Origin of the sequence: Albibacterium bauzanense, from assembly GCF_004339765.1 — a bacterium.
Taxonomy (GTDB): Bacteria; Bacteroidota; Bacteroidia; order Sphingobacteriales; family Sphingobacteriaceae; genus Albibacterium; species Albibacterium bauzanense.
Genome location: NZ_SMGO01000001.1, coordinates 1,265,058 through 1,291,970 on the forward strand (window position 1 = coordinate 1,265,058; position 26,913 = coordinate 1,291,970).

The 26,913-nt window shown below is 36.7% G+C and carries 21 protein-coding genes; 8 read left to right on the top strand and 13 right to left on the bottom strand.

Going from position 1 to position 26,913, the window contains the following annotated elements; genetic code table 11:
• Positions 1-27: 27 nt before the first annotated feature.
• The 12 genes from C8N28_RS05740 to C8N28_RS05795 all read right to left on the bottom strand — a co-directional run bounded on the left by C8N28_RS05740 (position 28) and on the right by C8N28_RS05795 (position 18,264).
• The gene (locus tag C8N28_RS05740; RefSeq protein ID WP_132222384.1) at positions 28-3,579 is read right to left on the bottom strand and encodes a SusC/RagA family TonB-linked outer membrane protein; all 3,552 of its coding nucleotides are present in this window, start codon (positions 3,577-3,579) and stop codon (positions 28-30) included.
• A gap of 91 nt (positions 3,580-3,670) precedes the next feature.
• Complete coding sequence (locus tag C8N28_RS05745; RefSeq protein WP_132222386.1) at positions 3,671-4,795, bottom strand: FecR family protein; 1,125 nt, start codon at positions 4,793-4,795, stop codon at positions 3,671-3,673.
• Positions 4,796-4,839: 44 nt separating this feature from the next.
• Entirely contained in the window at positions 4,840-5,412 is a 573-nt protein-coding gene (locus tag C8N28_RS05750) for an RNA polymerase sigma-70 factor (RefSeq protein ID WP_132222388.1), read from the bottom strand.
• A gap of 216 nt (positions 5,413-5,628) precedes the next feature.
• Positions 5,629-6,687 (bottom strand): glycoside hydrolase family 5 protein, encoded by a 1,059-nt coding sequence (locus C8N28_RS05755; protein ID WP_246012755.1) that lies wholly within the window; start codon positions 6,685-6,687, stop codon positions 5,629-5,631.
• A gap of 37 nt (positions 6,688-6,724) precedes the next feature.
• Positions 6,725-7,999 carry a TIM barrel protein gene (locus C8N28_RS05760; protein WP_132222390.1) on the bottom strand — a complete coding sequence of 425 codons (1,275 nt, stop codon included), beginning with the start codon at positions 7,997-7,999 and terminating at the stop codon, positions 6,725-6,727.
• A gap of 26 nt (positions 8,000-8,025) precedes the next feature.
• Entirely contained in the window at positions 8,026-9,099 is a 1,074-nt protein-coding gene (rhaT, locus tag C8N28_RS05765) for an L-rhamnose/proton symporter RhaT (protein WP_132222392.1), read from the bottom strand.
• Positions 9,100-9,132: 33 nt separating this feature from the next.
• Positions 9,133-12,222 carry a PVC-type heme-binding CxxCH protein gene (locus tag C8N28_RS05770; RefSeq protein WP_221410194.1) on the bottom strand — a complete coding sequence of 1,030 codons (3,090 nt, stop codon included), beginning with the start codon at positions 12,220-12,222 and terminating at the stop codon, positions 9,133-9,135.
• Between the two features lie 51 nt (positions 12,223-12,273).
• Positions 12,274-13,392: an alpha/beta hydrolase-fold protein gene (locus C8N28_RS05775; RefSeq protein WP_132222396.1), complete on the bottom strand. Its 1,119-nt coding sequence runs from the start codon at positions 13,390-13,392 to the stop codon at positions 12,274-12,276.
• Between the two features lie 18 nt (positions 13,393-13,410).
• Positions 13,411-14,103: a 3-keto-disaccharide hydrolase gene (locus C8N28_RS05780; protein ID WP_132222398.1), complete on the bottom strand. Its 693-nt coding sequence runs from the start codon at positions 14,101-14,103 to the stop codon at positions 13,411-13,413.
• Positions 14,104-14,126: 23 nt separating this feature from the next.
• Positions 14,127-14,939 (bottom strand): formylglycine-generating enzyme family protein, encoded by an 813-nt coding sequence (locus C8N28_RS05785; RefSeq protein ID WP_221410195.1) that lies wholly within the window; start codon positions 14,937-14,939, stop codon positions 14,127-14,129.
• Between the two features lie 37 nt (positions 14,940-14,976).
• Positions 14,977-17,271 carry a DUF7133 domain-containing protein gene (locus tag C8N28_RS05790; RefSeq protein WP_132222400.1) on the bottom strand — a complete coding sequence of 765 codons (2,295 nt, stop codon included), beginning with the start codon at positions 17,269-17,271 and terminating at the stop codon, positions 14,977-14,979.
• A 273-nt stretch (positions 17,272-17,544) separates the two neighbouring features.
• On the bottom strand, positions 17,545-18,264 hold the full coding sequence (locus tag C8N28_RS05795; protein WP_132222402.1) for a 3-keto-disaccharide hydrolase: 720 nt from the start codon (positions 18,262-18,264) through the stop codon (positions 17,545-17,547).
• 133 nt (positions 18,265-18,397) lie between these two features.
• On the opposite strand from C8N28_RS05795, the gene C8N28_RS05800 reads away from it, so the two are divergent.
• On the top strand, positions 18,398-18,760 hold the full coding sequence (locus C8N28_RS05800) for a bleomycin resistance protein (protein WP_132222404.1): 363 nt from the start codon (positions 18,398-18,400) through the stop codon (positions 18,758-18,760).
• Positions 18,761-18,775: 15 nt separating this feature from the next.
• A complete protein-coding gene (locus tag C8N28_RS05805; protein WP_132222406.1) occupies positions 18,776-19,567 on the top strand; it encodes a tryptophan-rich sensory protein in 792 nt (263 codons plus the stop codon).
• Positions 19,568-19,628: 61 nt separating this feature from the next.
• Here the strand turns inward: C8N28_RS05805 and C8N28_RS05810 are convergent, their stop codons facing one another.
• Positions 19,629-20,261 carry a nitroreductase family protein gene (locus tag C8N28_RS05810; protein ID WP_132222408.1) on the bottom strand — a complete coding sequence of 211 codons (633 nt, stop codon included), beginning with the start codon at positions 20,259-20,261 and terminating at the stop codon, positions 19,629-19,631.
• An 80-nt stretch (positions 20,262-20,341) separates the two neighbouring features.
• On the opposite strand from C8N28_RS05810, the gene C8N28_RS05815 reads away from it, so the two are divergent.
• From C8N28_RS05815 to C8N28_RS05840, 6 genes are all read left to right on the top strand, one after another.
• Positions 20,342-20,743: a winged helix-turn-helix transcriptional regulator gene (locus C8N28_RS05815; protein ID WP_317127317.1), complete on the top strand. Its 402-nt coding sequence runs from the start codon at positions 20,342-20,344 to the stop codon at positions 20,741-20,743.
• A 198-nt stretch (positions 20,744-20,941) separates the two neighbouring features.
• A complete protein-coding gene (locus tag C8N28_RS05820) occupies positions 20,942-23,011 on the top strand; it encodes a TonB-dependent receptor plug domain-containing protein (RefSeq protein WP_132222410.1) in 2,070 nt (689 codons plus the stop codon).
• A 37-nt stretch (positions 23,012-23,048) separates the two neighbouring features.
• Positions 23,049-24,149 (top strand): HmuY family protein, encoded by a 1,101-nt coding sequence (locus C8N28_RS05825; RefSeq protein ID WP_132222412.1) that lies wholly within the window; start codon positions 23,049-23,051, stop codon positions 24,147-24,149.
• Between the two features lie 21 nt (positions 24,150-24,170).
• A complete protein-coding gene (locus C8N28_RS05830) occupies positions 24,171-25,034 on the top strand; it encodes a heme/hemin ABC transporter substrate-binding protein (RefSeq protein WP_132222413.1) in 864 nt (287 codons plus the stop codon).
• A gap of 10 nt (positions 25,035-25,044) precedes the next feature.
• On the top strand, positions 25,045-26,091 hold the full coding sequence (locus C8N28_RS05835; protein ID WP_132222415.1) for a FecCD family ABC transporter permease: 1,047 nt from the start codon (positions 25,045-25,047) through the stop codon (positions 26,089-26,091).
• 20 nt (positions 26,092-26,111) lie between these two features.
• Positions 26,112-26,912, top strand: coding sequence for a heme ABC transporter ATP-binding protein (locus tag C8N28_RS05840; RefSeq protein WP_132222417.1), 801 nt, complete (start codon positions 26,112-26,114; stop codon positions 26,910-26,912).
• Position 26,913: the final 1 nt, after the last annotated feature.

Consider the following 26,913-nt stretch of genomic DNA (forward strand, 5'->3'; position numbering starts at 1 on the left):
TATATTTTTGAGTTCTTTTGAACAATGTTAAAAACCAAAATTAATTCCAAATAAGATCTGCCTAGGAGTAGGCACTGAATTATTTACTACACCCATTGAAGTATCTCCTCCAGACGATAAACTATTATCAGGATCCAATAAGGTCGATTTTGAAATTGTTAACAGGTTCTGCCCTTGAACATAAATTCTTAAATTATCCAATTTAATTTTACTTATTATAGACTTAGGAAAAGTATATCCCAGTTGAAGTGTTTTCAACCGAAGGAAAGAAGCATCTTCTAAGAAATAGTCAGTAACATTTGAAGAAGAATATGTATCGTTCAAATCTAATTTTGGAAGTTTGGCATTATCTCCTAATTCAGGTGTCCAAGATTCATAAAGCATGCGTTTACTGCGACCATAAGTAAACGTATTAAAATCAACATTATAACGCGCTCCATTAAATACCTTACCACCCTGGCTCCAAAAAACAAAGCCAGTAAAATCAAAATTCTTATAATTTAATGATAAATTTAAACCTGTTTGAAAATCAGGATGTGGTGATCCTAAATAAGTTCTATCATCAGCATCTACCTTACTATCTCCATTAATATCTTTTATCTTCCATCTACCAACTGCAGGAGTTAACCAAGTACTATTATCTTCATTATAAGAATCAACCTCAGCTTGGGTATTAAAGAACCCATCAAGTTGATAACCATAAAAGAAGGATATTGGATAACCACTTTTTGTAAGCGTAGCATTACCTGCCCTGGTATTACCACCAGTTAAAGACGCTGCAGGGTTATTCAAAATATTATCAACCATGTTTTTATATTTGGTAAACGTTAGTCCTACCTCATATCTAAAATCATCAACAATCATCCCTCGTTTAGTGATGCCAAGATCAATTCCTTTATTAGTCATATCACCAATATTAACACTTGGTTGAGAAGCACTTGTACCAGTTAAAGGAGCCTGATTTTGTACTAACAAATCACTCGTTTTTCTATTAAACAGGTCGACTGCAATAGTTAAACTATTAGAAAATAAAGTAGCGTCAAATCCAATATTTGTAGTAGTCGATTTTTCCCATCTAGCATCCATATTACCTACGCTTGACAGTATAAAACTTGTAGCTCTCGAATTATTAGCTCCACTAATACTATACGTATTGGTTTCATTCTGAGAATAAACATTATATTGATTATCATAAGCTAATCCGGTTTGGTTACCAATGATACCCCAGCTACCCCGCAATTTTAAATCATTCAGCCAACTAATATCTTTCATAAAATTCTCTGAAGAAATACGCCATCCTAATGCTGCAGAAGGAAAATATCCTACCCGACTATTCGTACCAAACTTTGATGATTCATCACGACGTACCGTTGCATTAAACAGATAACGATCATTATAGGTATAATCTACTCTTGAGAATAAAGAGAACAAAGAATTTCGGACAAAGGAACCTGAATTTGTTTGCGCTCCAATACCAGCACTCAGTACCAAAAAGTCAGGATCATCATCAATTACAAAATTCTGTCTTGAAGCTTGACTATTTTCAAAATATGACTTAATAGCTTCAGAACCCAATAATACCTTAAATGTATGTTTATCTATTGTTTTATTATAGGCTAAGGTATTAGTCCAAGTCCATGTATTGTTATTATTATAATTAAATGATAAAGAATTAGGAGGGTTTCTATTTTCAGCATGTTCATAAGTTGATTGTGTCAAATTACGATTTGTGCTATTCATATAATCAATACCAAAAGAAGTACGCGCTGTAAGTCCCTCTATAAGATCCGCTTCTAGATAAGCATTTCCCATAATAGCATAGGCAGTCTGTAAATCAAACCGATCACGCCAGGCTTCTGTTACAGGATTTTGACCAGTAGATGCAACGCCTACTAAACCAGGAGCAGCAGCACCTGCTGGGTTTCCATACTCATCCCAAACAGGAATTAAAGGATGCATTGTCCAAGCAGTGGCAACATAGTTATTGTTATCTTTATTTTTACGATAAGCTACTTGTATGTTTTCTCCTATACGTACATTTTCTGCAACATTATAACTTGTATTAGCTCTTAAAGTATAGCGATCAAACTTACTATAAGCATTTGCTGTATTGCCTTGTGAAAAGACATTCAATCCCAAAGAATAAACTCCCTGGTCAGATCCACCGGATGCACCGATATTATAGCTTTGCATTGGAGCTGGATTAAACACTTCATCAAACCAATTTGTATTTGACGATCTAACGATCTGATGTGTTTTAAAATCATAGTTATTAGGGTCTGTCAATTGAGAAAAAAGAGCAGGGTTGGTCGTTTTATACTGTTCTAATACAGTACCTCCTATTTTTGGTCCATTATTATTTACCAAAATATATTCAGGAATAACCGGGGTAGCACCTGTACCATACTGAGGATGTGTCCAATTAGCATCCCCTACTTTCCATCCTGCACCAGTCATCGACTTCCAATACAAGTCACCATTTTCTTGCGCACTCAATAGTTCTGGAAAATCATTTGAACTCACATAGTTAGTAGCATAGTACGAATTAACAGTAATTTTAGATTTACCCTCTTTTCCTTTTTTAGTAGTAATGATTATTACACCATTAGCTGCACGTGCTCCATAAACAGAAGCAGAAGCAGCATCCTTTAATACTTGAACAGACTCAATATCATTTGGATTCAAATCATCTACGCTTGACGGAACACCATCTACAATATATAATGGGTCAGAACTTCCAAAAGAGCCAAAACCTCTAATTCTTACCTTTCCACTGTTACCTGGCTCACCACTAGAACTAACTGTTACGCCAGAAGCACGACCTTGCAATTGATTAGTAACATTTCCAGATGGAGTCGACAACATGTCTTCTGTATTAACAACAGCAACGGAACCAATAATATCTTTCTTTTGTTCCGTTGTATAACCTGTTACTACAACTTCACTTAGTGTCTGTGTATCTTCTTCAAGCTGGACCTGCAAAGTAGTTTGGCTCGAAACGGAAACTTCTTTGGTAATAAATCCAATATAAGAAAAGACTAGCGTACCGTTCTCAGGTGTTTCAATTGAAAAATTGCCATCAATATCCGTCGTGACACCTGTACTAGTTCCTTGCAGTCTGATGCTTACTCCTATTAAAGGTTCTCCTTGCACATCGCTTACCTTTCCTCGTACAATAATATCTTGCACTACAACACCTTGTGGAGAAATGATAACTACCAACCCATCACCAAATACACGATAATTAAGATCTGTTTCTTTCAATATTTCAGAAAGGGCATCCAATACAGGCATATCTTTACTTACTAAAGATACATCCTTCTTAGGCAGGAATTCTTCACTATATAATAATCTGATATCACCTCTCTGTTCAAGCACAGATAAGGCTTTCTTTAAACTAGTTGACTTTAAATTTAAGTCTACACGAGCGGTTTGAGGATAACTAACCGCATAAACCTGCGTACAGAGCAGAAAGGTTAGAATCAAACTCCAATTAAACATTATTAAGGCACGTTTTAAAAATGGATGAAATAATGGGTCCTTGGGAAGAACTTTTTTGTAGAGTTCTTTCTTTTTCATAATTTTAGGGTTCAAAGTTTAAAAATCTGTTATGGGCTTTCAATAGCCCTAATGGTCTTGGTGAGAAGTGTTGGCGCACTTCTCATTTTTTTTAGTAAAGAGTTACGTCATCGTTTTGAATTTTAAAGTGAAAAGGTTTAATTAATTGCATCGCTGTAAGCACCTGGTCTATATTCTCTTTTGTTATTGTCCCAGTATACCTATATGTTTTTAATTTTATATCGGTTATTTCAATATCTAAATCATACCATCTTTCAAGCTTAGGAACAATTTCCTCTAATGTTTCATCTTTAAAAACTAATTTATTATCAATCCATGAAGTTTCTTGAATATATTCATGATTATCTACATTTACCTTAGAAAGACTACCAATGGTCAATGTTATATTGTTTGCTAAAGTGATTTCACTATAGACAGAATCACTTATAATTCCTTGTTCGACTTCTTGAACTATTTTATTTTTCGTAACGGCTAGTTTCTCATTTGGTTTAAGCAAAAACTTCTCCTTAGGCCTCTCATTTACAACCAATTCAATTGAACCTCTCAAAAGCGTAGTTTCAGTTTTATTTTCCTCTGGATAAGCTTTTACATTAAAAGCCGTTCCTAATACTTTAATAGAGATATCTTTTGTTACTATATAAAATGGTCTGTTCACATCTTTAACCACATCAAAAAAAGCCTCCCCTTCTAGATTCACAGAACGCATATCACTATCATTCATCAAATTATCATAAGAAAGTTTACTATCGGCATTCAGCCACACCTTGGTACCATCCGGTAGAACTAATTGCTTTCTCACTCCCTTTTGGGTCATAATTTCGATTCTATTAACAATGGCATTATCTTTTGCAGAAAACAAATCAGGATTCCATTTAAAAAGCAAGACCCCTAAAACGACAAAAAGCCCCACAGCAAAAGCATATTTAAAGTACATTGGGTTTCTGTTAGTCTCTTTATTTTCTTCACTATCTACCAATTCACTTTTATTAAATTTCAGACGCTGGCCATATCTCAATCTATGTTCCTCATATTGGCTATCAATATCTACCTCTAATTTCATCGCATCCTCTTCTTGCCAAATCTCTTTTAGATATTGTTCATAATAAACGATATCTGGATTTTTCTCAAAAAGACTCTTTAACTCCTCTAGCTCCTCTAAAGATATCTCCTCCGCAATCTTTCGCGTCAATAATTCTAATACTCTTTTATCATTCATTTGATGTCAATCATATATATAGACAACGATAATTAAAAAACTCCCTAATTATATTTAATATTAAATTCAGTTTTTAAAATAGCTGATAGTTTTCTGACAGCATTTACTAAATGAGCATCAACCGTCTTTGGCGATATATCAAGCATTTCAGCTACTTCCTTGTAAGAGAAACCTTCTTCTTTTATTAATTTAAAAACAAGTTTACATTGTTTGGGTAATGTTTTAATAGCAGTCTCCAGTTGTAGCTTTAACTCTCCTTGCAGAAGTATTAATTCAGGATTTGAATAATCTATATGAATATCTACATCAACCTCGTCAAGAGAAATTACTTGCTTTCCTGAATCTTTTTTAAGAATATTTAATGACTTATTCTTAGCAGCAGTAAAAGCATAATACTTTATGTTTTTTACTTCGCATAACTTTTCACGATTATACCATAGCATAAACAGAACATCACTAGCCACTTCTTCTGCTAACTCAGATGATTTAACGATACTAAAAGAAAAGTTTCTTATCGGATTAAACAAAGTCCTAAAAAGTGCTTTATATGCACTCTCAGAATTTGTCATCGCCATTTCTTGAATCAGAGCAGCTAACTCCAACTGATTTTTAGGCATAATATTATAAATTGGTTATCTCAAATATAGGATTTTAGTTTATACGAAAGAATAAGCCTTAACTTTGAATATGATACCCTCAAATTCAACTCGAATACGTCACACTGTACTTTTTAAACTAAAATATAGAAACTAAAACTTCGTACAACAAGTATGGTTGAACGAAGTCGAGGATTTCGTGGAAATCAATTACATTGTGATGCAATAATTGATATATTATTTATTGGCATCAAAGTTTCGCAAAACTGTGCGAATATAATCTCCAGCAGGCGTAAGATTTGAAGTATTCCAACCACCATTTACAGGAGCTCCGGGCTTTAACAGTGCAGTTGTTTCTTCTTTATCTGTAATATTCCAATTCACCCAACTCAATTTATGCTTCTCCATCCAACGAACCCACCTATCTGTTTTTTCCAAATTAAATTCACCATCACCATTTGATTCACCAACTCCCCATTCTGTAATAAACAATGGCAATCCCAATCCGATAGCTATCTCGGCTTTCTCTCTTAACTTTTCTTGATGCCCAGGGTCACTTGCATAAAAGTGAAATGAATAAACTAAATTATCAGACAAATTTATGGGGTCTTTTGCTGTAACATCTACATCCTGATCCCAGTGCGGACTACCGACAACAATAAGGTTTCTCTTATCATAAGTTCTGATAGCTGATATAATTTTTTCCGAATACGCTTTTATTTCCGGCCATGTTTGTCGCTCTGGTTCATTCCATATCTCATAAATTACATTGGGGACGTGCTGATATCGTTTTGACATCTCTTGAAAAAAAGCTGCAGATTCCGTTTGATTTTTATTTGCATTATGGTCGTGCCAATCAATTATCACATAAACACCTCTCTCAATTCCCTGATCAATTAAGCTAATTATTTTTTCTTCTTGTTTTTTAGGGCTTTGCAAATAGCCACCATCAGGTTCTATTGCCATTGAAAGACGGATTAAATCGACTTTAAAATCATCTACCAGCCAATCTACTACCTCTTTATTATAATATTTCTCTCCCTCCCATATACTCCAGGAAAAACTTATTCCCCGAAGTTGAGGTTGAAAACCATGTTGATCTACCATTTTTCCATTCTGTACTGATAAGTAGCCATGGCGCTCAACTGAGGTCTGTTTTGCTGATGCCTTTCCTTCCAGATCCCCATTATTATGTGACTTTGATTGTGAACCTTGCATTTTATGATCAGCAGATCTAGCTTTAGTAAAACTAAAAGAGACGAAAATTAAGAAGAGGAATATTAATAATCTTTTCATACGAATAATTAAATAACAGAATTTTTTATTTTGAAAACTACAATCCAGTTGCTATGGTTTTTGATCCTCTTTCTTTAATCAATTGGTTACGCACACCAATCTCACGAAATAATTTCAACGGACTCAACGCACCTCCCGATCTAAACCTTGCTTCAGCAACCAATGCTCGTACGTCTGTCCGAAAAGCATTTTGTAATATTTCTTGTGCGCTTGTTACATCATTACTTAATTGTGCTTCTTTCAATGCGGCTCTATCTATTAATAATGCTTGCGCATAAGCAATCATTATAGCTTCAACCGACTGAAGAATATCTTCTAAAGGATCCTTTAAATTATGGGATGCATCAATCATCCATCCCAAACCTGAAGCATGATTCATATTACGTTCATCCATCCCATCAATCAACTCATTAAATATTAAAAAAAGCTGATATGGTTTAATACTACCAGTAGTAAGATCATCATCGCCATATTTCGAATCATTAAAATGAAAACCACCAAGTTTGCCTTCCATCAATAAAAGCGAAACAATTTGTTCAATATTAGCATTCGGCAAATGGTGACCAAGATCTACCAAAGTATATGCCTTTGGTCCCAACTTACTTGTAAACAACAATGACTGTCCCCAGTCTCCAACAGTTGTTGAATAGAAATTCGGCTCATAAGCCTTATATTCAACAAACATTTTCCAATCATCCGGCAATGCCGCATAGATCTCTCTCAAACTTTCCAACGTATTCTGAAAGGCCTTTCGAAAATTTAACTGCCCTGGAAAACATGAACCATCAGCCAACCAAACTGTTAATGATTTAGAACCTAACTCTATACCATGTTTTATTACTTCAATATTATGTTCTATCGCTTGTTTCCTTACAGCTTTATTTACATGTTGTAATGAACCGAATTTATAGCTCTCAACCTGCTCCTCTTGATCCTGAAAAGTATTAGAATTCATGGCATCAAAACGTAAACCATATTCAGCCGCTAAGTTTTTAATGGCCCGATAATCTTTCGGCACGTCCCAGGGAATATGTAATGAAATAGCCCCACTCGAGCAGTTCAATTTATGAAGCAGTCCTACATCTTCAATCTTCTCCTCTAAATTCCGAGGTTCTCCTCCTCCTGGAAAACGGCCAAATCGAGTTCCACCACTACCCAATGCCCAACTTGGTATTGCAATCTGAAAATTAATTAATTTAGAAATAATGGATTCGCTTTCAGGAATTAATTTACTTAAAAAATCAAATCTGACTTTATGTGATCCTTTTAATAGATTATTGTGATCATTAATCTCATTCTCTCTTAGTTTCATCTGATTTATTTTATAAGTGAAGTTTATTATAAACTTTTCGAAAAACCTACTATTATCACTGATATCACAATTAAGGCTATCCCACCAATAATAGTTGCATAAGTCTTTCTACTTACCCCTTTCCATTCCTTCAGTAGAACTCCCCATAAATTTGCTATTAGAATAATGAAAGCCATATGCAAAATCCAAGAACTAGCTCCATTACCCATCTTGCTTTCCCCCATCCCATAAAAAAAGAATTGCAAATACCAGGTAGTGCCAGCGAGGGCACATAACAAATAATTAATAGTTAAAGGGTTCTTAGTGTTTATATAGTCTTTAAAGGTTTTATTTTTCAAATTGAGAATAAAACACCATAAAAAATTGGTTGTCAAACCACCCCATAATAGAACGACATAAGTAACATTGTTCTGAAACAGAAACTCGCCTTTTGTCATATCTCCTGCTTTCCAAAGATCATTCGCCACATTAGCCATCGGCTTACCTGCTTCTATTCCAAAGTTAAAACAAGCACTTAAAACTCCAGCGATGATAGCAACCAATAACCCTAATCCGAATTTATATTCATCATTAACGCTTTCCTTCTTTCCTTTATCTAGCTCTCTTTCTTTAAGCACAGCTGCTTTTCCACAAAGAACAATTCCCATTATACAAATCGCCAAACCGCAAAGCATAATAATTCCCCATCTGGAATTAAGATAGAGCTCAAAAGCTTCTTTCCCTTCAGCCGGGTTAAATTGATAATAGATAGAAGGAATTAAAGAGCCAAAAACCATGGTAAGGCCCAACATAATACTACTGCCTAAACCTACTCCCAAATACCTGACACCAAGCCCATAGGTTAATCCTCCAATCCCCCATAAGAGCCCAAACATATATGTAAAGGCTAATGTCGACGTATCCGATTGCTTTATTATATCAATAAAATCGGGTATAGTAAGCCATGCTGCAATTGGCGGAACTATTAACCATGAAAAAAGTCCACCTATAATCCACAAGCTTTCCCAAGCCCAGCCTTTAACCTTTTTATAAGGCACATAAAAACTACCAGAGGCTACACCTCCAATAAAATGAAAAAATACACCCGCGAGTAATTGCATAATGAGAACTTAATTTAACTCGATTATTCACAACTATTTACTCTTCAAAGAAGAAAGATATTCGAGTAAATCAGCAAATTCTTGGTTAGTAAACGTTTGCGCCATCTCTGGCATTAATGATCCAGGCAATTTTTTAATCTCTTTCACATCACTGGTCTTAATCTTCTGAGTTGCCCCACCCGAATATTTAATTTCTATATCAGTCTCTGTCCTGCTGGAAATAATTCCAACCAAGATTGATCCATCTTTCATCTCTATCTGCCAGCCTTCGTAACCAAAACTAACTCCAGATGATGGATGAACTATTGCATCATAAAGTCCTTGTTTAGGTAATTTAGATCCAATCTCGGATAAAGCCGGACCAAAATCTAAACCAGCACCGTTCACTTGATGGCATACAAAACAGGCTCTGCTAAATACAGCTTGTCCGTTGACAGAATTCCCCGTTAAGGCAAGTAATTGATCAAGACTTACTGAACTATTGCTCGTCGATTCTGTTGTTGATACCCCAGGCAAGAATGTTTTCGCTTCTTCATATAATCCTGGAGTACGGCTTCCACTTAAACCAGCAACAGCCGATGATATTAAATCTGCCGGCAATTTACTACTCTTAAGTAATTCCATTACACGCGATTGCCCAACACGACTTTTACCAATCATTTCTACCGCTTTATTGCGAACAGTCATACTGTAGGATTCAGATAACGCTACTTGCGATAATATTTCAACCGACTCAGTATTACCAACCATTCCAAGCGCCTCCAGAACATTTAACGAACCTTCTGTTTCATTAACACTAACAGCATTTTTCAGATCCTGCCCTTTCTCTAATTGAAATAATAGCCTCGCAGCATTAACACCTACAGGCGTATCTCCATTACTCACAACCATATTCAAAACCTGTGCATTTTCTGTAGTAATCTCGTATTGTCTCAATAAATTAAGATACTCTTGAGTACCTACAGATGTCTTTAAAACATCTTTAATGGCATTCTTGGCAATTTCAGAATTAGCTACATCCTTAACAGTCAATAACCGTAAAACCAATGCACTAAGATTAACATCTTTACCATTATTTTCCTCTAAAAGCGCCAGCAACGTTTTAACTTTCTCCTCACCAGGAATAAAATCAAAAGCACGGAAATACCTTAAACGTGACTTTAAAGGAACATTAGCATCAATAGCAAGTTTCTTAAGAAAAGGAAGGGTACTGTTAGTACGTGCACGCCACACAATATCTCTTCCAGCTGCAGTTGTTAAAGGATTTTTAACTTCCTTTAAATATGCAGAAAAATAACTATCCCATTGTCCATCTGCTCCAATACCTAACGCTTCCAGATACCATCTATCGTTACCATTATGCTGCATTGCAAGAGTTGCCCATAAACCAGGAGCGTCAGCTAATTTGCTATGTCTAAGTGCTATAGCACTCTCTCTTCTTACTTGAGGATCCTGATCTTTTACTAATAACTTAACATACATAGTAATATCAATATCTAATTGACGAGCGGCCCTTAAGCCTGTTATTCTCAAATCAGGATTACGGTCTTTAATTGCCTCAGCTATATATTTCTCTCCATTTGGAGTTTTAGATAATATCCATAAAGCCCTTGCACGCATACGAGGATCAGGAGCTGATTTCCATTGTTTCTCTAAGGCTGAAATTGCTTTACTTCCCATTGCCTGTAAGGCAAGAAAGGCATGACGACGAATAGCATTATTCGGATTTTGCAAAGCAATAAGGGCACCTTCCGGCGTAGTATAATCCTGCGTAGGAACTGTATATTTATCCTTTAAAGCACTTGGAGCAATACGATAAATCCGACCGCGCTGCAAATCCCCTACTTGATGCCCACCTACTCCCGGATCATACCAATCTGCAATAATTAACGATCCATCAGGAGCGACACTTACATCTGATGGACGAAACCATTGATCGTCATCTCCAGTTAAGATATTTAAAACCTCTGCACTATAACCAGCTCCGTTCTTTTTAACAGGATACGAACGAATAACATTATGACCCGGCTCAGCATGGATCATCTGACCTTGAAATTGCTTAGGCAATAAAGATCCTTCATAGATCACCATACCGGTTGGAGATCCTGAACCCGTGTATAAGAGATTAGGTATTACACCTGGATCATTTTGATGCCAATGTCTGACAGGAATTGAATCTTCAATATTTATGCGGTTAGCTCCCCAAGCTGCACCTGTCATCTCATCTTTAAACCCGAAGTTACCAAACTCCATAACATAATTAATCCTAACGGCTTTATTCCCATCATCATCATTATCACTCTGCCATACAGTACCATAACTATCTACCGCAGGTTCATATGGATTCCTGAAATTATATCCCATAACTTCAACATTAGAACCATCCGGATCAGAGCGGAATACCATACCATCTGTATATTTATCCGGGCCAATTTCATCTCCATCTTGATCTAATACTACGTTGTTGTTTTTATCTTTTAGTGTTGTTCCTGAATTACCAAAATTAAAGTACAACTTACCATCCGGACCAAAAATAAACGAGTGCATCCCATGATCGTGCTGATCGCCACCTATTCCCTGAAATAATATCTCCTTCCGGTCCGCTTTACCGTCATTATTATCATCAAAAAAAGCCCATACATAAGGGCTTTGCGATACAAGTACCCTATCTCCTAATACAGTAATACCTAATGGAGCATTAATCTCTGGTCCTTGATAAAATACGGTGCTTGTTTCAAGCACACCATCACCATCTTTATCTTCTAATATCAAAATCCTATCTCCTTCAGGCCGCGCTTTATTTCCGTTTATCTCAAATCTGTAATTATAAGCTTCAGTAACCCAAACCCGGCCTCTTTCATCAACGTCAATATTAGTAGGATTAATAAGCATCGGTTCAGAAGCCATAAGCTTCACATCTAATCCGGGTAAAATCTTAAGTCCCCGTACTGCATTTTCAGGCAAACGTTTTTGGGCTTCTGTTAATAAACTATCAGCAAAGAGCTCTGTATGATCGCTTTCTTTACTGGATGCTGTTGTACAAGCTTTCAAAAACAACCCTACCGGGAGCAATACCACAGCAATTTTAGCCAATAATAAATATCTTCTTTTGTTGATTTTCATCTTCTTATTCATTTTATGATAATCACTAGATGCGCAATAAACGCAACCTATTTAACGGAATAACAATGGGGCAAAGTCAGCAACATATCTGCGCCATACCATAAAGGTATGTCCACCAGGTGTCTCAACATCTGTAAAATTCACGTCTTTAGACTTCAGCCACTTTTTAAAATTTCTATTGGTCTCTAACAGAAAATCAGAGGTGCCGATACCAATCCAAAATAGCTTTAGTTGAGAGTTTACTGAAGAATTTAAATTAGGGAAAGTCTTCTCATAAGCATCAGCAGGATTAGGTGCTGGCTGACCTTGAACAGGTCTGGCACCATACATAACAGCACTACTAAAACCTCCTATCCATGCAAACTTATCTACATTGCTTAATCCTGCATATATTGCTGTTCCACCACCCATAGATAATCCGGCAATTGCACGTTGATTACGATCTTTTGATGCATGATAGGTCTTTTCAATCTGAGGAATAACTTCTTGTAAAAGAGCAGCAGTATATTTTTCATTTCCTCCATAGCCCAATGTATTAACCATAATCATTGGCTTAGCTTTCCCTTGGGTAATAAGATTATCCAATGTAATATTTGCCTGTCCGTTTACAGTCCATGAAAGTGCATTTCCTCCGGCGCCATGAAGTAAATATAAAACCGGATAAGGCTCTGCTCTATTAGGATCATAATTAGGAGGAAGATATACATAATAGTCTCTGCTATCTCCAATAATTCCTGATTTATAGAAATGATGATTTACTGAACCATGTGCAATATTATCATTCATTTCCCAAGGAAGAGAAGCCGGTCCGGGAACATGAAGCAGGCTTTGTGTAGAGTTTTGATAGCTAGGTTTCGCTACCGGATTAGATGGATCAGGAATAACTAAACCATCTAAAACAAAAGAATAATCGTAAATATCTGGATCCAGTTGCTTTGTAGCACTCCACACTCCATTTGCATCCTTTTGCATAGTTTCTTTTGATATCCCCTCAATATCAACAATTACCTGCTCTGCATTGGGTGCTCGTAAACGAAAAGTAACCAGACCACCTTCTTTCACTTCTGGCGACTTAACAGAAGGCTGCATCACCGGAATTGTATTAACAGGTGTTTGAGCATTAACACTCGTCAATAAAAAACAAAAAATAATTAGTAATAATCGATTCATAATTTATGGTTTTATATTCTAAGGTAATTCTTTTATTGCAATATTTCTATACCGATGCATAGCACCTGGTTGCCATGAGCCCAAGCCATTCCAATCACCCGCAGCAGAGGAAAACAAAGCGGTCCAGTGAGATTGCAAACCAATCATTCCCTCTGTTACACCAGCAATAAAGTCATTCTTTGGCTGTGTAACATCCCACATTTGAACTCCATTAATCCAAAGTGTAATATGGGGTATTTCTCCTTCCATCCGAATCCTAAAAGAATTCCAGTCATTTTCTTTCCATACTTTTTCTCGCCCTTCTGTTTTCGCTTGCTTACTGATCGGCATTCGTTCACTCAATAAATTACCCGTACTTCCAACCGATTCATCAAACTCAACTTGATAGGCAACTCCGCTTTCTGAAGAACGGATAAAGATGCCTCCATTTGAAAATGAATCTATTTTGGCTTCTAAATAAAGATCAAAGTTCTTATACTTCTTATCTGTTAAGAGAATACCACCTTGTCCATAAGGGTTCTGCGAAACAACAATCATCCCATCTTCAGCTCTAAAATTAGGTGTGGTTCCTTGATGTGTAGTGCGACTAATATGCCACCCTTTAAGATTTTTACCATTAAAAATAGGTTTAAAGCCGGCAGGTATCTGTGCACTTGCAAAACTGGTAATCATTAAAAGCAGAGCTATATTTAATATGTATTTGAAACTCATAATTATCTTAAATTAATTCCTTATTAATTACTCTCCATCACGATACGCAATCCAATATCATACCCATTGCCCCGACCGGCAGCATGCGTCATATACGTTGCATTCTTCACATCGCCAACAAAAGATGCACCCTTTAAAACATGCTCTTTTCCTGATTTAGGAGGAACCGGATCTGCAAATATCCTTTCATTATAATAATCCTGAGTCCACTCCCATACATTTCCTAACATATCATACAAGCCCCAAGCATTAGGCTTCTTTTGCCCAACCGCAATTGGATTTACACCTCCTAACACAGCAGAAGCTCTAATCTCTGTCCAGGGAATATCATCTACTGCTCCTGCCCGAGCCGCATATTCCCATTCAAATTCTGTTGGGATACGGTACTTATGAGCTTTATCTAATTTATTTAACTTCTTGACAAAAGCCTGCGCATCTTTCCAGCTTATATTATCTACAGGGTGATTATCTGTACTTTCAGCTACTTTATCTCCTTGAAAAATTGAAGGATTATTCCCCATTACTTTTATCCACTGCTCTTGAGTAACTTCAAATTTGCCAATATAGTAGGGTTGATCTATAGTAACTTTGAAACCCGACATATAGGCTTCCTTAGCCATTTTCTCTGCCAGCTCATATGCAGAAGCAGGAAGTGCGCTTCTCCCTCCCGGCTTTCCAACCGTTGGTTCAAACTTACCGACAGTCATTGATCCTGGTTTAATTAACACGAATTCCATGCCTATACTATTCGTATAAGTATCTTGTGCACTCACGATACCAGAAAGAAATACCAATAAAAATACGGGTAAAAGCTTTCCTATCATTTTATTAATCATCTTTATTTATTTAGGTTTATTAATTATAACCATTCAATTATTTACCTATAAAATTATTATTCTCCGCTCTTCCAAGCTTCATAATTTCGAGGGTTCTTAATGTCATACCTCCACGAGGCACTCCTGTTATAGCACGAACTTCCTTCACTTCTTCAGGCGTAACAACTGATGCATTATTACCCAGATCGCCGCTATTACGTACATAACTCAATACTGCAGCAATCCATTCATCATCCTGTGCAGCCATAGATGGCATTGCATCTGCATATTCTTTCCCATCCACTGGTCCGGTCAATCCACTTAATAGTAGTTGAATCGTTAATATTTTATCTCCTTTTAAGCGTGGAGAACCCGCCAATGGAGGAGCAGGCATATCTGAACTGCCCGCAACTGTAATACCTCTACCTTTGGGGCCATGGCAAGAAGCACATAATTGGTTATAAATAGTTGCACCCTTCAATACTAAAGCCCTATGCTCGGGACTCAAATTCTTAACTCTTGCAAGCTCTTCTTCCAGCGCCCTTTGTTTATCTAAAAATGTTTTATAAGACACCTGCATCAATTCATTATCAGGATTAGCTGCCAGCAATTCTGACACAGTTTGTTGAGCCGTCTCCGTTTTATTTGTTCTCAATGTTAAAAATAATTGAATGCGTACATCTGCACTGGTATCATTTTTTAAGGATGCTAATTTATCGATCACTTCCGCATCATTCTTTTTAACATACATCTCACTGATCCAGATTGCTGCCTTTCTAACCTGAGGGTCAGCATCTTCCATTGCACTGTATAGCGTTCCTTTATCAATCGCATTCATGCCCTCCAATGTCCACAATGCATGAATACGCGCTAAATTACTAGGTTTAGATTTCAAACCGCCTTGCTCTCCCAAGGCTATTTTCTTTAAATCCGGAACAGCAGATTGATCATTTAAAACAATAAGTTGCTTTTGAGCATTATCACGCCACCATCCGTTTGGATGATCCAGATAAGTAACCAGCTTCGCTGCCGATTCATTCAACATATTTGGCTTAGTTGTGTCCCTCTCAAAATCATCATGAACAACCCGGTATATCCGCCCCATTCCTTTATTCTTATCTAAACCTTTTTCAGCAATTACCTTTCCCAAATATGAATCAGGGCCTGTCCATTCACTTTCCTGGATAATTCCATGATACATATCCACAATATACATTGTTCCATCCGGAGCGGTATAGGTATTTAAAGGTCTGAAATTCATGTCAGCAGAAGCTAACCAATCCTTTTCCTTATAAACATCTTCAATGATTATCTTTCCATCTTTATTTAGAACCTTACCACGCTTAATAATCCTTCCCACCATTTCAGGAATAAAATAATCACCCTGCATATCAGCAGGAAGGCGATCTCCCCTAAATATTGATTGTCCGGCACCCGATGTAAATCTATTCAACGTATTATCTTCCGGACGAAGAGCCTTCTCTCCTCCTTGCGCATCCAGGTTACCAATAATTGGCCAGGGTATCGTGAAATCAACCGTATACTGATCGATAAAATTCAAGGCACCATAAGCCGGCATTTGTTGAATCTGCACAGCAGGCAAGCCCGGCCCTGCCTCTGAATAAAATAAGCGGCCATAATTATCACTGGTAATCCCCCACTGTCCGATCATGTTATCCACTAAGGTATCAGCAACCAAAACTCCGTCTTTATATTTATAGCGTAAATTATCCCTTGTAGGATAGATCCAATTATCCATATTCCAGATAAGCCCACCATTTTGATGCTCCAGATTTCTTGAATCTACCGCATCATTTCGGAAAACCATTTTCTTGGTATCTGCTACGCCATCACCATCTGTATCCCCATAGCTCCATATATGTTGAACATTAGTTTCCTGAACTAATAATTGATCTCCAATTGTAAGAATAGCGCGAGGCAACACAAGACTATCAATGTATACAGTAGATTTATCCATCACACCATCTCCATCTGTATCTTCTAAAAGCTTGATCTTACTAACCGGTTCATATTGGCCAGTACCACTGGCATCAAGCATATAAGTATTCATTTCAGCAACAAACATCCTTCCATTGCCATCCCACGTAAGAGCTACAGGCTCTTGGATCATGGGCTCACTGGCAACCAATTCAAGATGATATCCCGGCGGCAATTGAACTTTCTCCATACTCTCTTCCGGAGATAAAGGTTTAACAGGAGGGTCGGTGTCAACTACAACCCTTACAAAATCATCATCGTTAGAAGGGTTTTTTGATTCGTTACAGGCAGACACAAATAGTGCAACTAGTACAGCACTAACAACCCAACTGCCATATAATAGATTTCTTCTCATAATAAATGAAATTTAAACCACTCACTCAAATATATGATTTTAGATTAATACCTTATCTATCATTGCTTTATAAAGAACAGTGGTCAAACAGTGGTTGAACAGTGGTTGAACAGTCCTCAAGCAGTGGTAAAAGGACTGTACATCCACAGTTCAACTACTGTTTAATTATAGTTTAATTACAGTATGGTATATACGTGTTTATACTAATAGATAAATGACAGCAGTCAGTTCTAGTAATTAAAGGGAAAGAAAAGTAAAGGTGTTTTAGAAACCTTATAAAGGACGGATCTTAATATTTCTCCATTGGCTAGAGCCAGGATGTTGTTGCAAGGCAATTTTTCCTTTGGCAACTTTAGCAAAGTTCGCGAACTCCTTGGCATTAAATTTACTATTTGCTACCAATTTATTCCATTCATCGCTTCCTATTTGCCCATCAAAGGTTTGTATGCCATTCAACCAAAAGGTCAGGTGTCCTTTATTCTGTAAGATTCTTACTTGATTCCATTCACCAACTGGTTTTGGTTTCGACACTTCAGGGCCTCCAACCATATCGTATAAGGAACCGGCAAGTCGGCTTTCTTTTTTATTATCTGCAGCATCGATGTTATCCAACACTTGCATTTCAGGGCCCGTTAAATAGGTGTTTTTAAATTCCGGTTTTTCTTGTATGTCAAAAATAATTCCGCTATTTCCTCCTTTAGAAATTTTCCATTCTAAACGAAAATCGAAATTCTCATATTCATCGTTGGTAACAATGTCACCTCCTCCTTCTTCTGGTCCATTTGGATCAAAAGTTAGTACTCCATCTTTCACTTGCCATCTAGAACCCACGGTATCTTTCAAGTAGGTATGCCAGCCGTTAGTTGTTTCACCATCGAATAATAGCTTCCAACCTTCTTTCTTTTCTGCGTCAGTAAGCGTGTTTGGTTTTTGTGCTATTGCCACACTGCTTAGCATAGCAAATACTGTAAAAGCGATCAGAATTCTTTTCATATTTTTTGATTTTTGAGGAGGTAAGGTAAGAAATATCTGAGAAAGCTGCGAAATTTATATAATAATTTATGTAGCAATTGATAGCTATATTTGTTATGATATATGGTTTATAAAAATTCTAAAAAGATGATTTATGGAATATAAAATAACTCGAGCAGTCCCCCAGCTTCCCTCTATTGACTTTGAAAGATCAAAGAAATTCTATATAACGGAATTGGGTTTTAGGTTACATGCAGAATATGATGACCTTCTTATCCTTTTCTTAGACACGATGGAATTACATTTATGGCAATGTTTCGATCAGAATATACCTGATACTTCAAGTTGTTATATACGGGTAAACCACATTGAAATACTCTATGAAAAATATAAACATTTAAACAGCATTTGTGTTCCTTTAAAAATGCAGCCTTGGGGAGTAAAAGAGTTTTATATTAAAGATGACAGTGGAAATCTGCTAAAATTTGGAGAAGAAAAGCTTTTATCCCTGGAATAGCAATAATCTACCTCTATGAAAAAGACATTACAGATATCAAATATCATTGCTTTAATTGTTACGATAATAATTAATTATTTGTCTAATACTGGTGTATTTAACGGAAGTACAATGGCATCCGTTTCTGCAGAATATCAAAATTATTTTACACCGGCGGGGTATACATTTTCTATCTGGGGACTTATTTATATTGGGTTAATTGCATTTGTTGTTTACCAAAGTAAAGGATTATTCAAAAAAGCAGAAGTACCTTCCGTTGTTCTTGAAGTTGGGTGGTTATTCGTTATATCCTGTGCAGCTAACTGTCTTTGGATTCTGGCATGGCTTTATGAATATACAGGCACTTCTGTACTTATAATGATACTACTTCTTTTCTCATTAATGCGGATTGTTATCAGCACTCGCATGGAGCTGGATGAAGTGCCATTAAAGAAAATTGTCTTTGTATGGTGGCCTTTTTCTCTCTACGTTGGTTGGATCACAGTAGCTCTACTAGCAAATATTGCTGCATATTTAGCTAAAATGCAATGGGATGGATTTGGAATATCAGGTATTAGCTGGACTATCCTTTTTATATGTATTGCAGGCATTGTAAATGTATTTTTAACCTGGGGTAGAAACATGCGGGAAGCGGCAATTGCCGCAGCTTGGGGATTAATAGGAGTAGCGGTGGCTAATTCCCCTTCATTTCCGTCGATTGTATATACTGCAATTACTGTAGCTATTCTTCTTTTAATAAGCAGTGTAGTTCATGCTTATAGAAACAGACCAAAGTCTCTTAGAAGAATCAACTCAATGAAAATCTAAAACAAACAGGAATGCAGATAAGCATACATATGCTCACCTGCATTTCGCATCATTACTTCAATTAATTTAATTCTGTAATAAACTCTTCTCTACGTTTACGAACTTTCTTAAGATTCACTAACCAATCATTTGATTCGTCGCGGTATCCTAAAGGCAATAAGGTTACACTTTTCAATCCTTTTTCACTTAAATTTAAAAGAGAATCTAAAGCACTGCTATCAAAACCTTCCATTGGCGTGGCATCAACTTTTAACTCTGCTGCAGCTGCAATTGCGGTTCCAAAAGCAATATAAGCTTGACGCGCTGCATGTTCGAAGTTTTGTTGAGATGTTTGGTTCGTATATAAATCTATTAGCCTGGTTCGATAATCAGCCGTTGATGAATCAGGTAAGCCTCTCTCTGCATTTAAATGATCAAATATGCTGTTAATACGTACGTCAGTATATTTATCCCATGCCGCAAATATCAATAAATGCGAAGAATCTGTTACTTGACTTTGGTTATAAGCAATTGCTTGGATTTTTTCTTTTAATTCAGGATTCGTTACTACAATTACCTCAAAAGGTTGTAGACCAGATGATGTTGGCGCTAAGTGTGCTGCCTCTAAAATTTTCTCAACTTTATCTTGCGGAACAGTCTGCCCATTCATCTTTTTTGTGGCGTATCGCCAGTTCAATGCGTCTAATAATTCCATTATTTTTATGTTTTATTTTGCAAATTTCAATAATATAGTTTACTTTAGAAACTAATTACCAATAATAAAGTAGTTTCCTTTTGGAAACTATTAATAATGCGATGGAAAACAAGAATACAAAGATCTCTATTCATGATGAAGGCTGTAAAGTAAAGCTACGTGCTGTACAAGACACGTTGGATATCCTTAAAGGGAAATGGAAAATTTCTATTATTAGTTCCCTAAGTTTTGGAAAGCGACGCTTTATGGAATTACAAAGAGAGGTAGATGGTATTGGTGCTAAAATGCTATCAAAAGAATTACAAGAATTAGAAATTAACGGGTTAATCTCTAGAACAGTTTGTGATACGAAACCAATAACGGTTGAATATGAGCTCTCTGATTATGGGAAAACCTTACAGAATATCATCAACGAAATGATTAATTGGGGTCTGAACCACCGTGTTAATATTGTTGAGAATTATAAATCTCACGCCAAATAAAATTATTTATACTTTCTTAACAGTATAATTTAGGGCATTTATCTGGCTTTATCCGATCCTATTCCCCTTATTTATATAATTTTTTTCATAAGGCATCTATCGCCTTATGAGATTTATTTTGCTTTTTCTATTTCTTTATTTGTAATTAATCTAAATAAATATTAGGTTTACAACGTTATTTTTAATTAATCTAAATAAATGGAAAAAAGCATACCTCTAATGCTGTTATTATGCATCTTATTTGCGCGACAGCTTCAGGCACAGGAAAACACCTTCTCCACGAATGACTCCCTAAAAAACACTTCTCTCCAGGAAGTAGTGATCACCGGCCAATTTGAACCTCAATCCATAAAAAATTCAGTCTACAAAGTGCATACAATCAGCAATGATCAAATCCGTTTACGTGCATCCACTACTGTTGAGAATATTTTGAACACTCAGTTAGGTATGCGATTTTCCAACGATCTGACTTTAGGAGAATCTGATGTTCAGTTAATGGGAATGTCGGGGCAGAATGTAAAGGTTTTAATAGACGGAATACCTTTAATAGATCGCGGAGCTACAAAACAGAGTCTTAGCCAAATTGATGTTAATAATATTGAACGTATTGAAGTAGTTGAGGGACCGATGTCTGTAATGTATGGTACAGATGCTCTTGCAGGGGTTATCAATATCATCACTAAGAAAAACAAAAACGCTAATAATCTAATCGTATCGGCACGCTTGCAGGAAGAAAGTGCAGGAAGTGAATACAATGCTTTTCGTAAAGAAGGCACACATAATGGTAATCTCTCAGTCGACTGGCAAAAGGATGGGTGGCAAGTGAAGGCATCTGGCACAAGAAATAATTTTGGAGGCTGGCAAGGCACTAGCACCAATCGTGCATTAGATTGGAGTCCGAAAGATCAATGGCTGGCGTCAGGAACGTTAGGCTATCGAAACTCAAAAACAAATACCTGGTATCGATTGGATTATCTCGATGAAGATATCTATACTCCCGGCCCTCTAAATCAAAGTAATTTAAGAGCTGTAGATAAAAATTATCTTACCTCCAGGTATAATCATGTGCTACAATCTGAATGGAAAATAAATGAACGATTAAGTCTTTCTACAGCCGCTTCTTACCAGAACTATCAACGTGCCACTAAAACTGTAAGGCATGATTTCAAAAATGGCACCTCAGAATTAACTACCGGAATAGGAGAACAAGATATAGCTAAATTTAATTCGGCTGTGTTTCGGGGAACCTTTCAATATAAAATTTCCGATCAAATCTTCTTACAACCTGGAATAGAATTTAATAGCAATAGGGGTACCGGAGAACGGATAGCAGGAGAGCCAACAATTAATGACTATGCCTTCTTTATTTCTTCTGAATTAAAACCTTTAAGCTGGTTAAATATCAGACCCGGGTTACGTTTTATAAAAAATTCAGTTTATGATGCCCCTCCTGTAATCCCTTCATTGAATACAAAATTTAAATTTAACGATTCATTTGATTTACGAGCAGCTTATGCAAGAGGATTCCGTTCGCCGGCATTACGCGAACTGTATTTCACATTCTTCGATGCGAATCACTCCATTCAGGGTAATGAGAAATTAGAAGCAGAATATTCAAATAGCTTTAATACGTATTTAAGTTGGTATAGCAATCCGTTAAATGCTGTAAGAATTACCAGCACGCTTGGTGGATTTTATAACGAGTTTAATAATTTAATAACGGTAGGTGCCAGTCCTGAAAACCCTGCAGTAAGTACTTATATAAACATTGACAAATTCAGAACAACTGGTGCGACATTCGAAAACACCCTTCAATGGGAGAATCTGACTTCCACCTTCGGATTTTCTTATATAGGCAGATACAATCAACTTTCTGCAACAGAAAATAACATCCCGGACATGGTATGGTCTCCTGAAATCACTAGCAATATGATGTATGTGATACCTAAATGGGGTGCGGGAATCAATGTATTTTATAAGTTCAATGGAAAGCGTCCAAGTTATGAAGCAAATCCTCAACCCAATGGAGATATCTCAATTAACAGAGCTTCGATCAGTTCATTTCACACCGCGGATATAAGCATTAATAAAAATATTACCCGTTATGTAACTCTTGTAGGAGGTGCACGTAATCTTTTTAACGTAACTCAAATTCAGAATACATCATTAGGCGGTGGCGAAGCACACAGCACTGCTAATGGCTATTTGCCAGTAAGCTATGGCAGGTCTTTCTTTTTAGGGTTAACTCTTCAATGGTCAAAGAATTAATAACACAATTATATAAATCAACAATTAATAAAAACACATGAAAACAACAATTTACACGTCCAAGTTCTTTTTCTTGGCTTTATTAGGAATTACTACGGCAATATCATCTTGTTCTCGCGATAAGGATACAGTTCCTGTTATTCCTCCTTCTGATGGTACTGAAATGACGCTTGATGGAGGAGAAGGAGGAAGTAGTGCTGAAAATACAGTATTTGTAGACTTAAGCACAGATACACAAAAATCTATAAAACGGACAAGCTGGAGTTTAGGTTTTTATAACGGTAGTCAGTTTCGCGTTATATTAAATAATACTGCGGGTGCATCTGCGCTAAAAGTGAATAAGACAGATTTAAATGCAGTTTCAGAAAGCGATATTAATCTGGATGATTTGGCTATATCATTGGGTACTCCTGGTGCATTCGACAATATTGATGACTTAACAGGCGATTTAACTAAAACATTAATACCTGAAATATCTGCAACAGAAAGCAGCAATCAAGTATTTGTTATCAATCCGGTTGGGGGAAGTCATGGAGCAACTATTTCTGCCGACAACTTATATAAAGTAAGGATACTTCGTTCTGGAAACGATTATACTTTACAATATGCTCAGTTGAATGCAACAACCTTTCAAAGCTTAACTATCAAGAAAGATGATACTTATAACTTCAATTATATATCATTGGAGAATGGCCCTATTACAATAGAACCTAAAAAAGCTGATTGGGACATTGAATGGACATGGAGCTTATATTTTGGTGGAGCAGGTGCTAATAGTTTTCCATATGGCTATTCTGATCTAATATTCATTAACTATTTAGGAGGAACAACAGCAGCCGAAGTAGTATTTAAGGATGCTGAAGGCAATGATAATGGGAAACCATCTTTTGCTGATTTCAGCGAGTCAGATTTAGCTGGAATTAGCTTTAGTGGTTCAAAAGGTGTAATGGCTTCTGACTGGAGAAAGACAACTGGTACCCCACTTGGAGCACAAAGTGATCGCTATTACCTTATTAAAGACTCATCTGGCAACATCTACAAATTGAGATTCACAAGCATGGGAGCAGGGAATCCTCCTACAGATGGAGGTACGCGTGGCTATCCAGAATTGGAATATAAATTAGTAAAACAAGGCTAATTAATTAAGAAAAAAACAATCATGAATAAAAACACTTTTTTAGGTGGTATAATATTATTACTAATATCAGCAGTTAGTGCCTGCAATGTAGATACTCAATCAGAAGCAACTTTTGTTGATTCTACTAAAATTGTATCTATCAACGGCACAGTTTCAGAGATATTAGTAGACCTTGGTTTTGAAGACAATATTGTTGGTGTGGATGTGGCAAGCACATACCCGGCCAGTTTAAATTCAAAGCCCAAAGTAGGACATAGTCAGCAAATGGCGGCAGAAGGGATAATTGCCCTTGGGCCCGATGTAGTGATTGGAACTAGTAAAGATGTTAAACCCGAATTAGCAGATCAGATTCGAAATGCGGGCGTTAAACTACTTCTTTTTGATCAGGAATATTCACCAGAAGGAACCAAGAAACTTATTAAATCTATAGCGGATAGTCTTAATAGAACAGCTAAAGGAGATTCTATTATTTCGATTGTAGAAGCAGATCTTGCAAAAGCCAATGCTGCAGAAAAAACTGATCCTAAACCCAAAGTCCTATTTATATATGCTCGTGGTACAGGAACCATGATGGTGGCTGGTAATGGCACCCAGGTAGAGAAAATAATTGAACTTGCTGGAGGTCAGAATGCTGTAAGTGGGTTTACAGATTACAAACCTCTTACAGCTGAAGCACTTGTAGCCGCTAATCCGGACGTTATTTTACTATTTGACAGTGGACTTTCGAGTCTCGGAGACATAGATGGTTTATTGGAAGTTCAGGGAGTAAAGGAAACCAATGCTGGGAAAAATCGCAAAATAGTAGAAATGGACGGGCAATTTCTAACAGGATTCAGTCAACGATTGGGTAAGGCTGTTTTGGAACTGGCGGAGAAAATCCATTAATATACAATACATGAGAAACTACAGTTTTGTGCTCAGTGTCCTTATTATCATACTTTTAGTGGCTTGTCTATTATCGGTTTGTATTGGAGCAGTTAAGATCAGTGCTTCTGAATTATGGTCAATCATTGCATACCGGATAGGATTAAGCAAGGAGATGAGTTTCACTTCGCAACAAGAAGCTGTTCTTATTACATTACGTTTACCTCGAGTAGTGTTGGGAGCCTTGGTGGGTAGCACTCTGGCAATTGCCGGAGCTGCTATTCAAGGCTTGTTTCGTAATCCACTTGCTGAGCCAGGATTAATTGGTATTTCATCAGGTGCATCATTCTTTGCTGTATTAATGATTGTGCTAGAAGCCCGATTCTTTAGTTTTCTGACAGATGCATTTGGCTATTATGCTCTTTCATTTGCAGCTTTTACGGGGGCCTGTATCACAACATTCATTGTTTATAATCTGGCAATGCGTAAAGGCAAAGCCGATATAACGACTTTACTTTTAGTAGGTATAGCCATCAATGCTTTAGCCGGCTCATTTACCGGGCTACTTACTTATATCGCAACAGATGAGCAATTAAGAAACATTACATTCTGGAGCTTGGGTAGTTTAGGTGGTGCAAACTGGAAAAGTGTTACCGGTATTTTACCTTTTGTACTTATACCCTTAGTAGCATTGCCATTATTTAGCAAATCACTTAATACACTTTCTTTAGGAGAGTCTCAGGCCGGACATATGGGTATTAATGTGAACCTGCTTAAAAAGATAGTGATTGTTTTAGCGACACTTGGTGTAGGTGCGTCAGTAGCTGTATCAGGTATGATTGGGTTTATCGGATTAGTTATCCCGCATATTCTTAGGATAGCATTTACAGCAGACAACCGACTTATTGTTCCAGGATCAGCTTTATTAGGAGCTGCGGTATTAATATTATCTGATTTAATTGCCAGAACACTTGTAGCGCCTGCTGAATTACCCATTGGTATCTTAACTGCTATTATTGGGGCGCCAATATTCATCTATATAATTATGGCAGAAAGGCGGAAACGCGGGTTTGCATAGAATATTAAAGAACATTGAAAATGATTGAAATAAAAAATCTTAGTTATTCAGTAGGTAAGAAAAGGTTACTAAGCAATGTTGGTTTTGATGTACAGCCTGGAGAGCTGTTGGCGATTATTGGAGCCAATGGTGCGGGTAAAAGCACTTTACTAAAATTGCTCTGTAAAGAAATCCCAAGCGAATCTGGTGAAATATTAATACGTGACAAACCTATTGAAGAATATAAGTTGGATGCATTAGCCAAATTCCGGGCTGTATTGGCTCAAAACAATACGATATCAGTATCATTTAGGGTACATGAGCTTGTAATGATGGGTAGATATCCTCATTTCGACAGTCAACCTTCTGAATACGACATTCAAATTGTCAAAAATGTTATGGAAGAGACTGGTATTACAAGTTTTATGAATCGAGACTATAATACATTATCAGGAGGTGAGCAACAGCGCGTACAATTAGCACGGGTTATTGCTCAAATATATGATCAGCCAGGCGGTTTATTGTTTTTAGATGAACCTACCAACGGCCTTGATTTGCTTTATCAACAACAGATTATGCAATTAGCCAGAGAGTTAGCGGATCGAGGTTACTGTGTTATCAGCATACTTCATGATATCAATTTTGCGTCTCGCTTTGCAGACAAAGTACTTATTCTTAAAAAGGGAGAACTGGTAGCTTTTGGCAAACCAAAAGATGTAATCAGTTGTGAAAACATTCATCGTGCATTCAATATAAGGGTTCGATTATTTACTGATGATGAATTTAAATGCCCATTAATCGTTCCCTCAATGATTTTAACAGAACAAAATAATAAAAGATAAA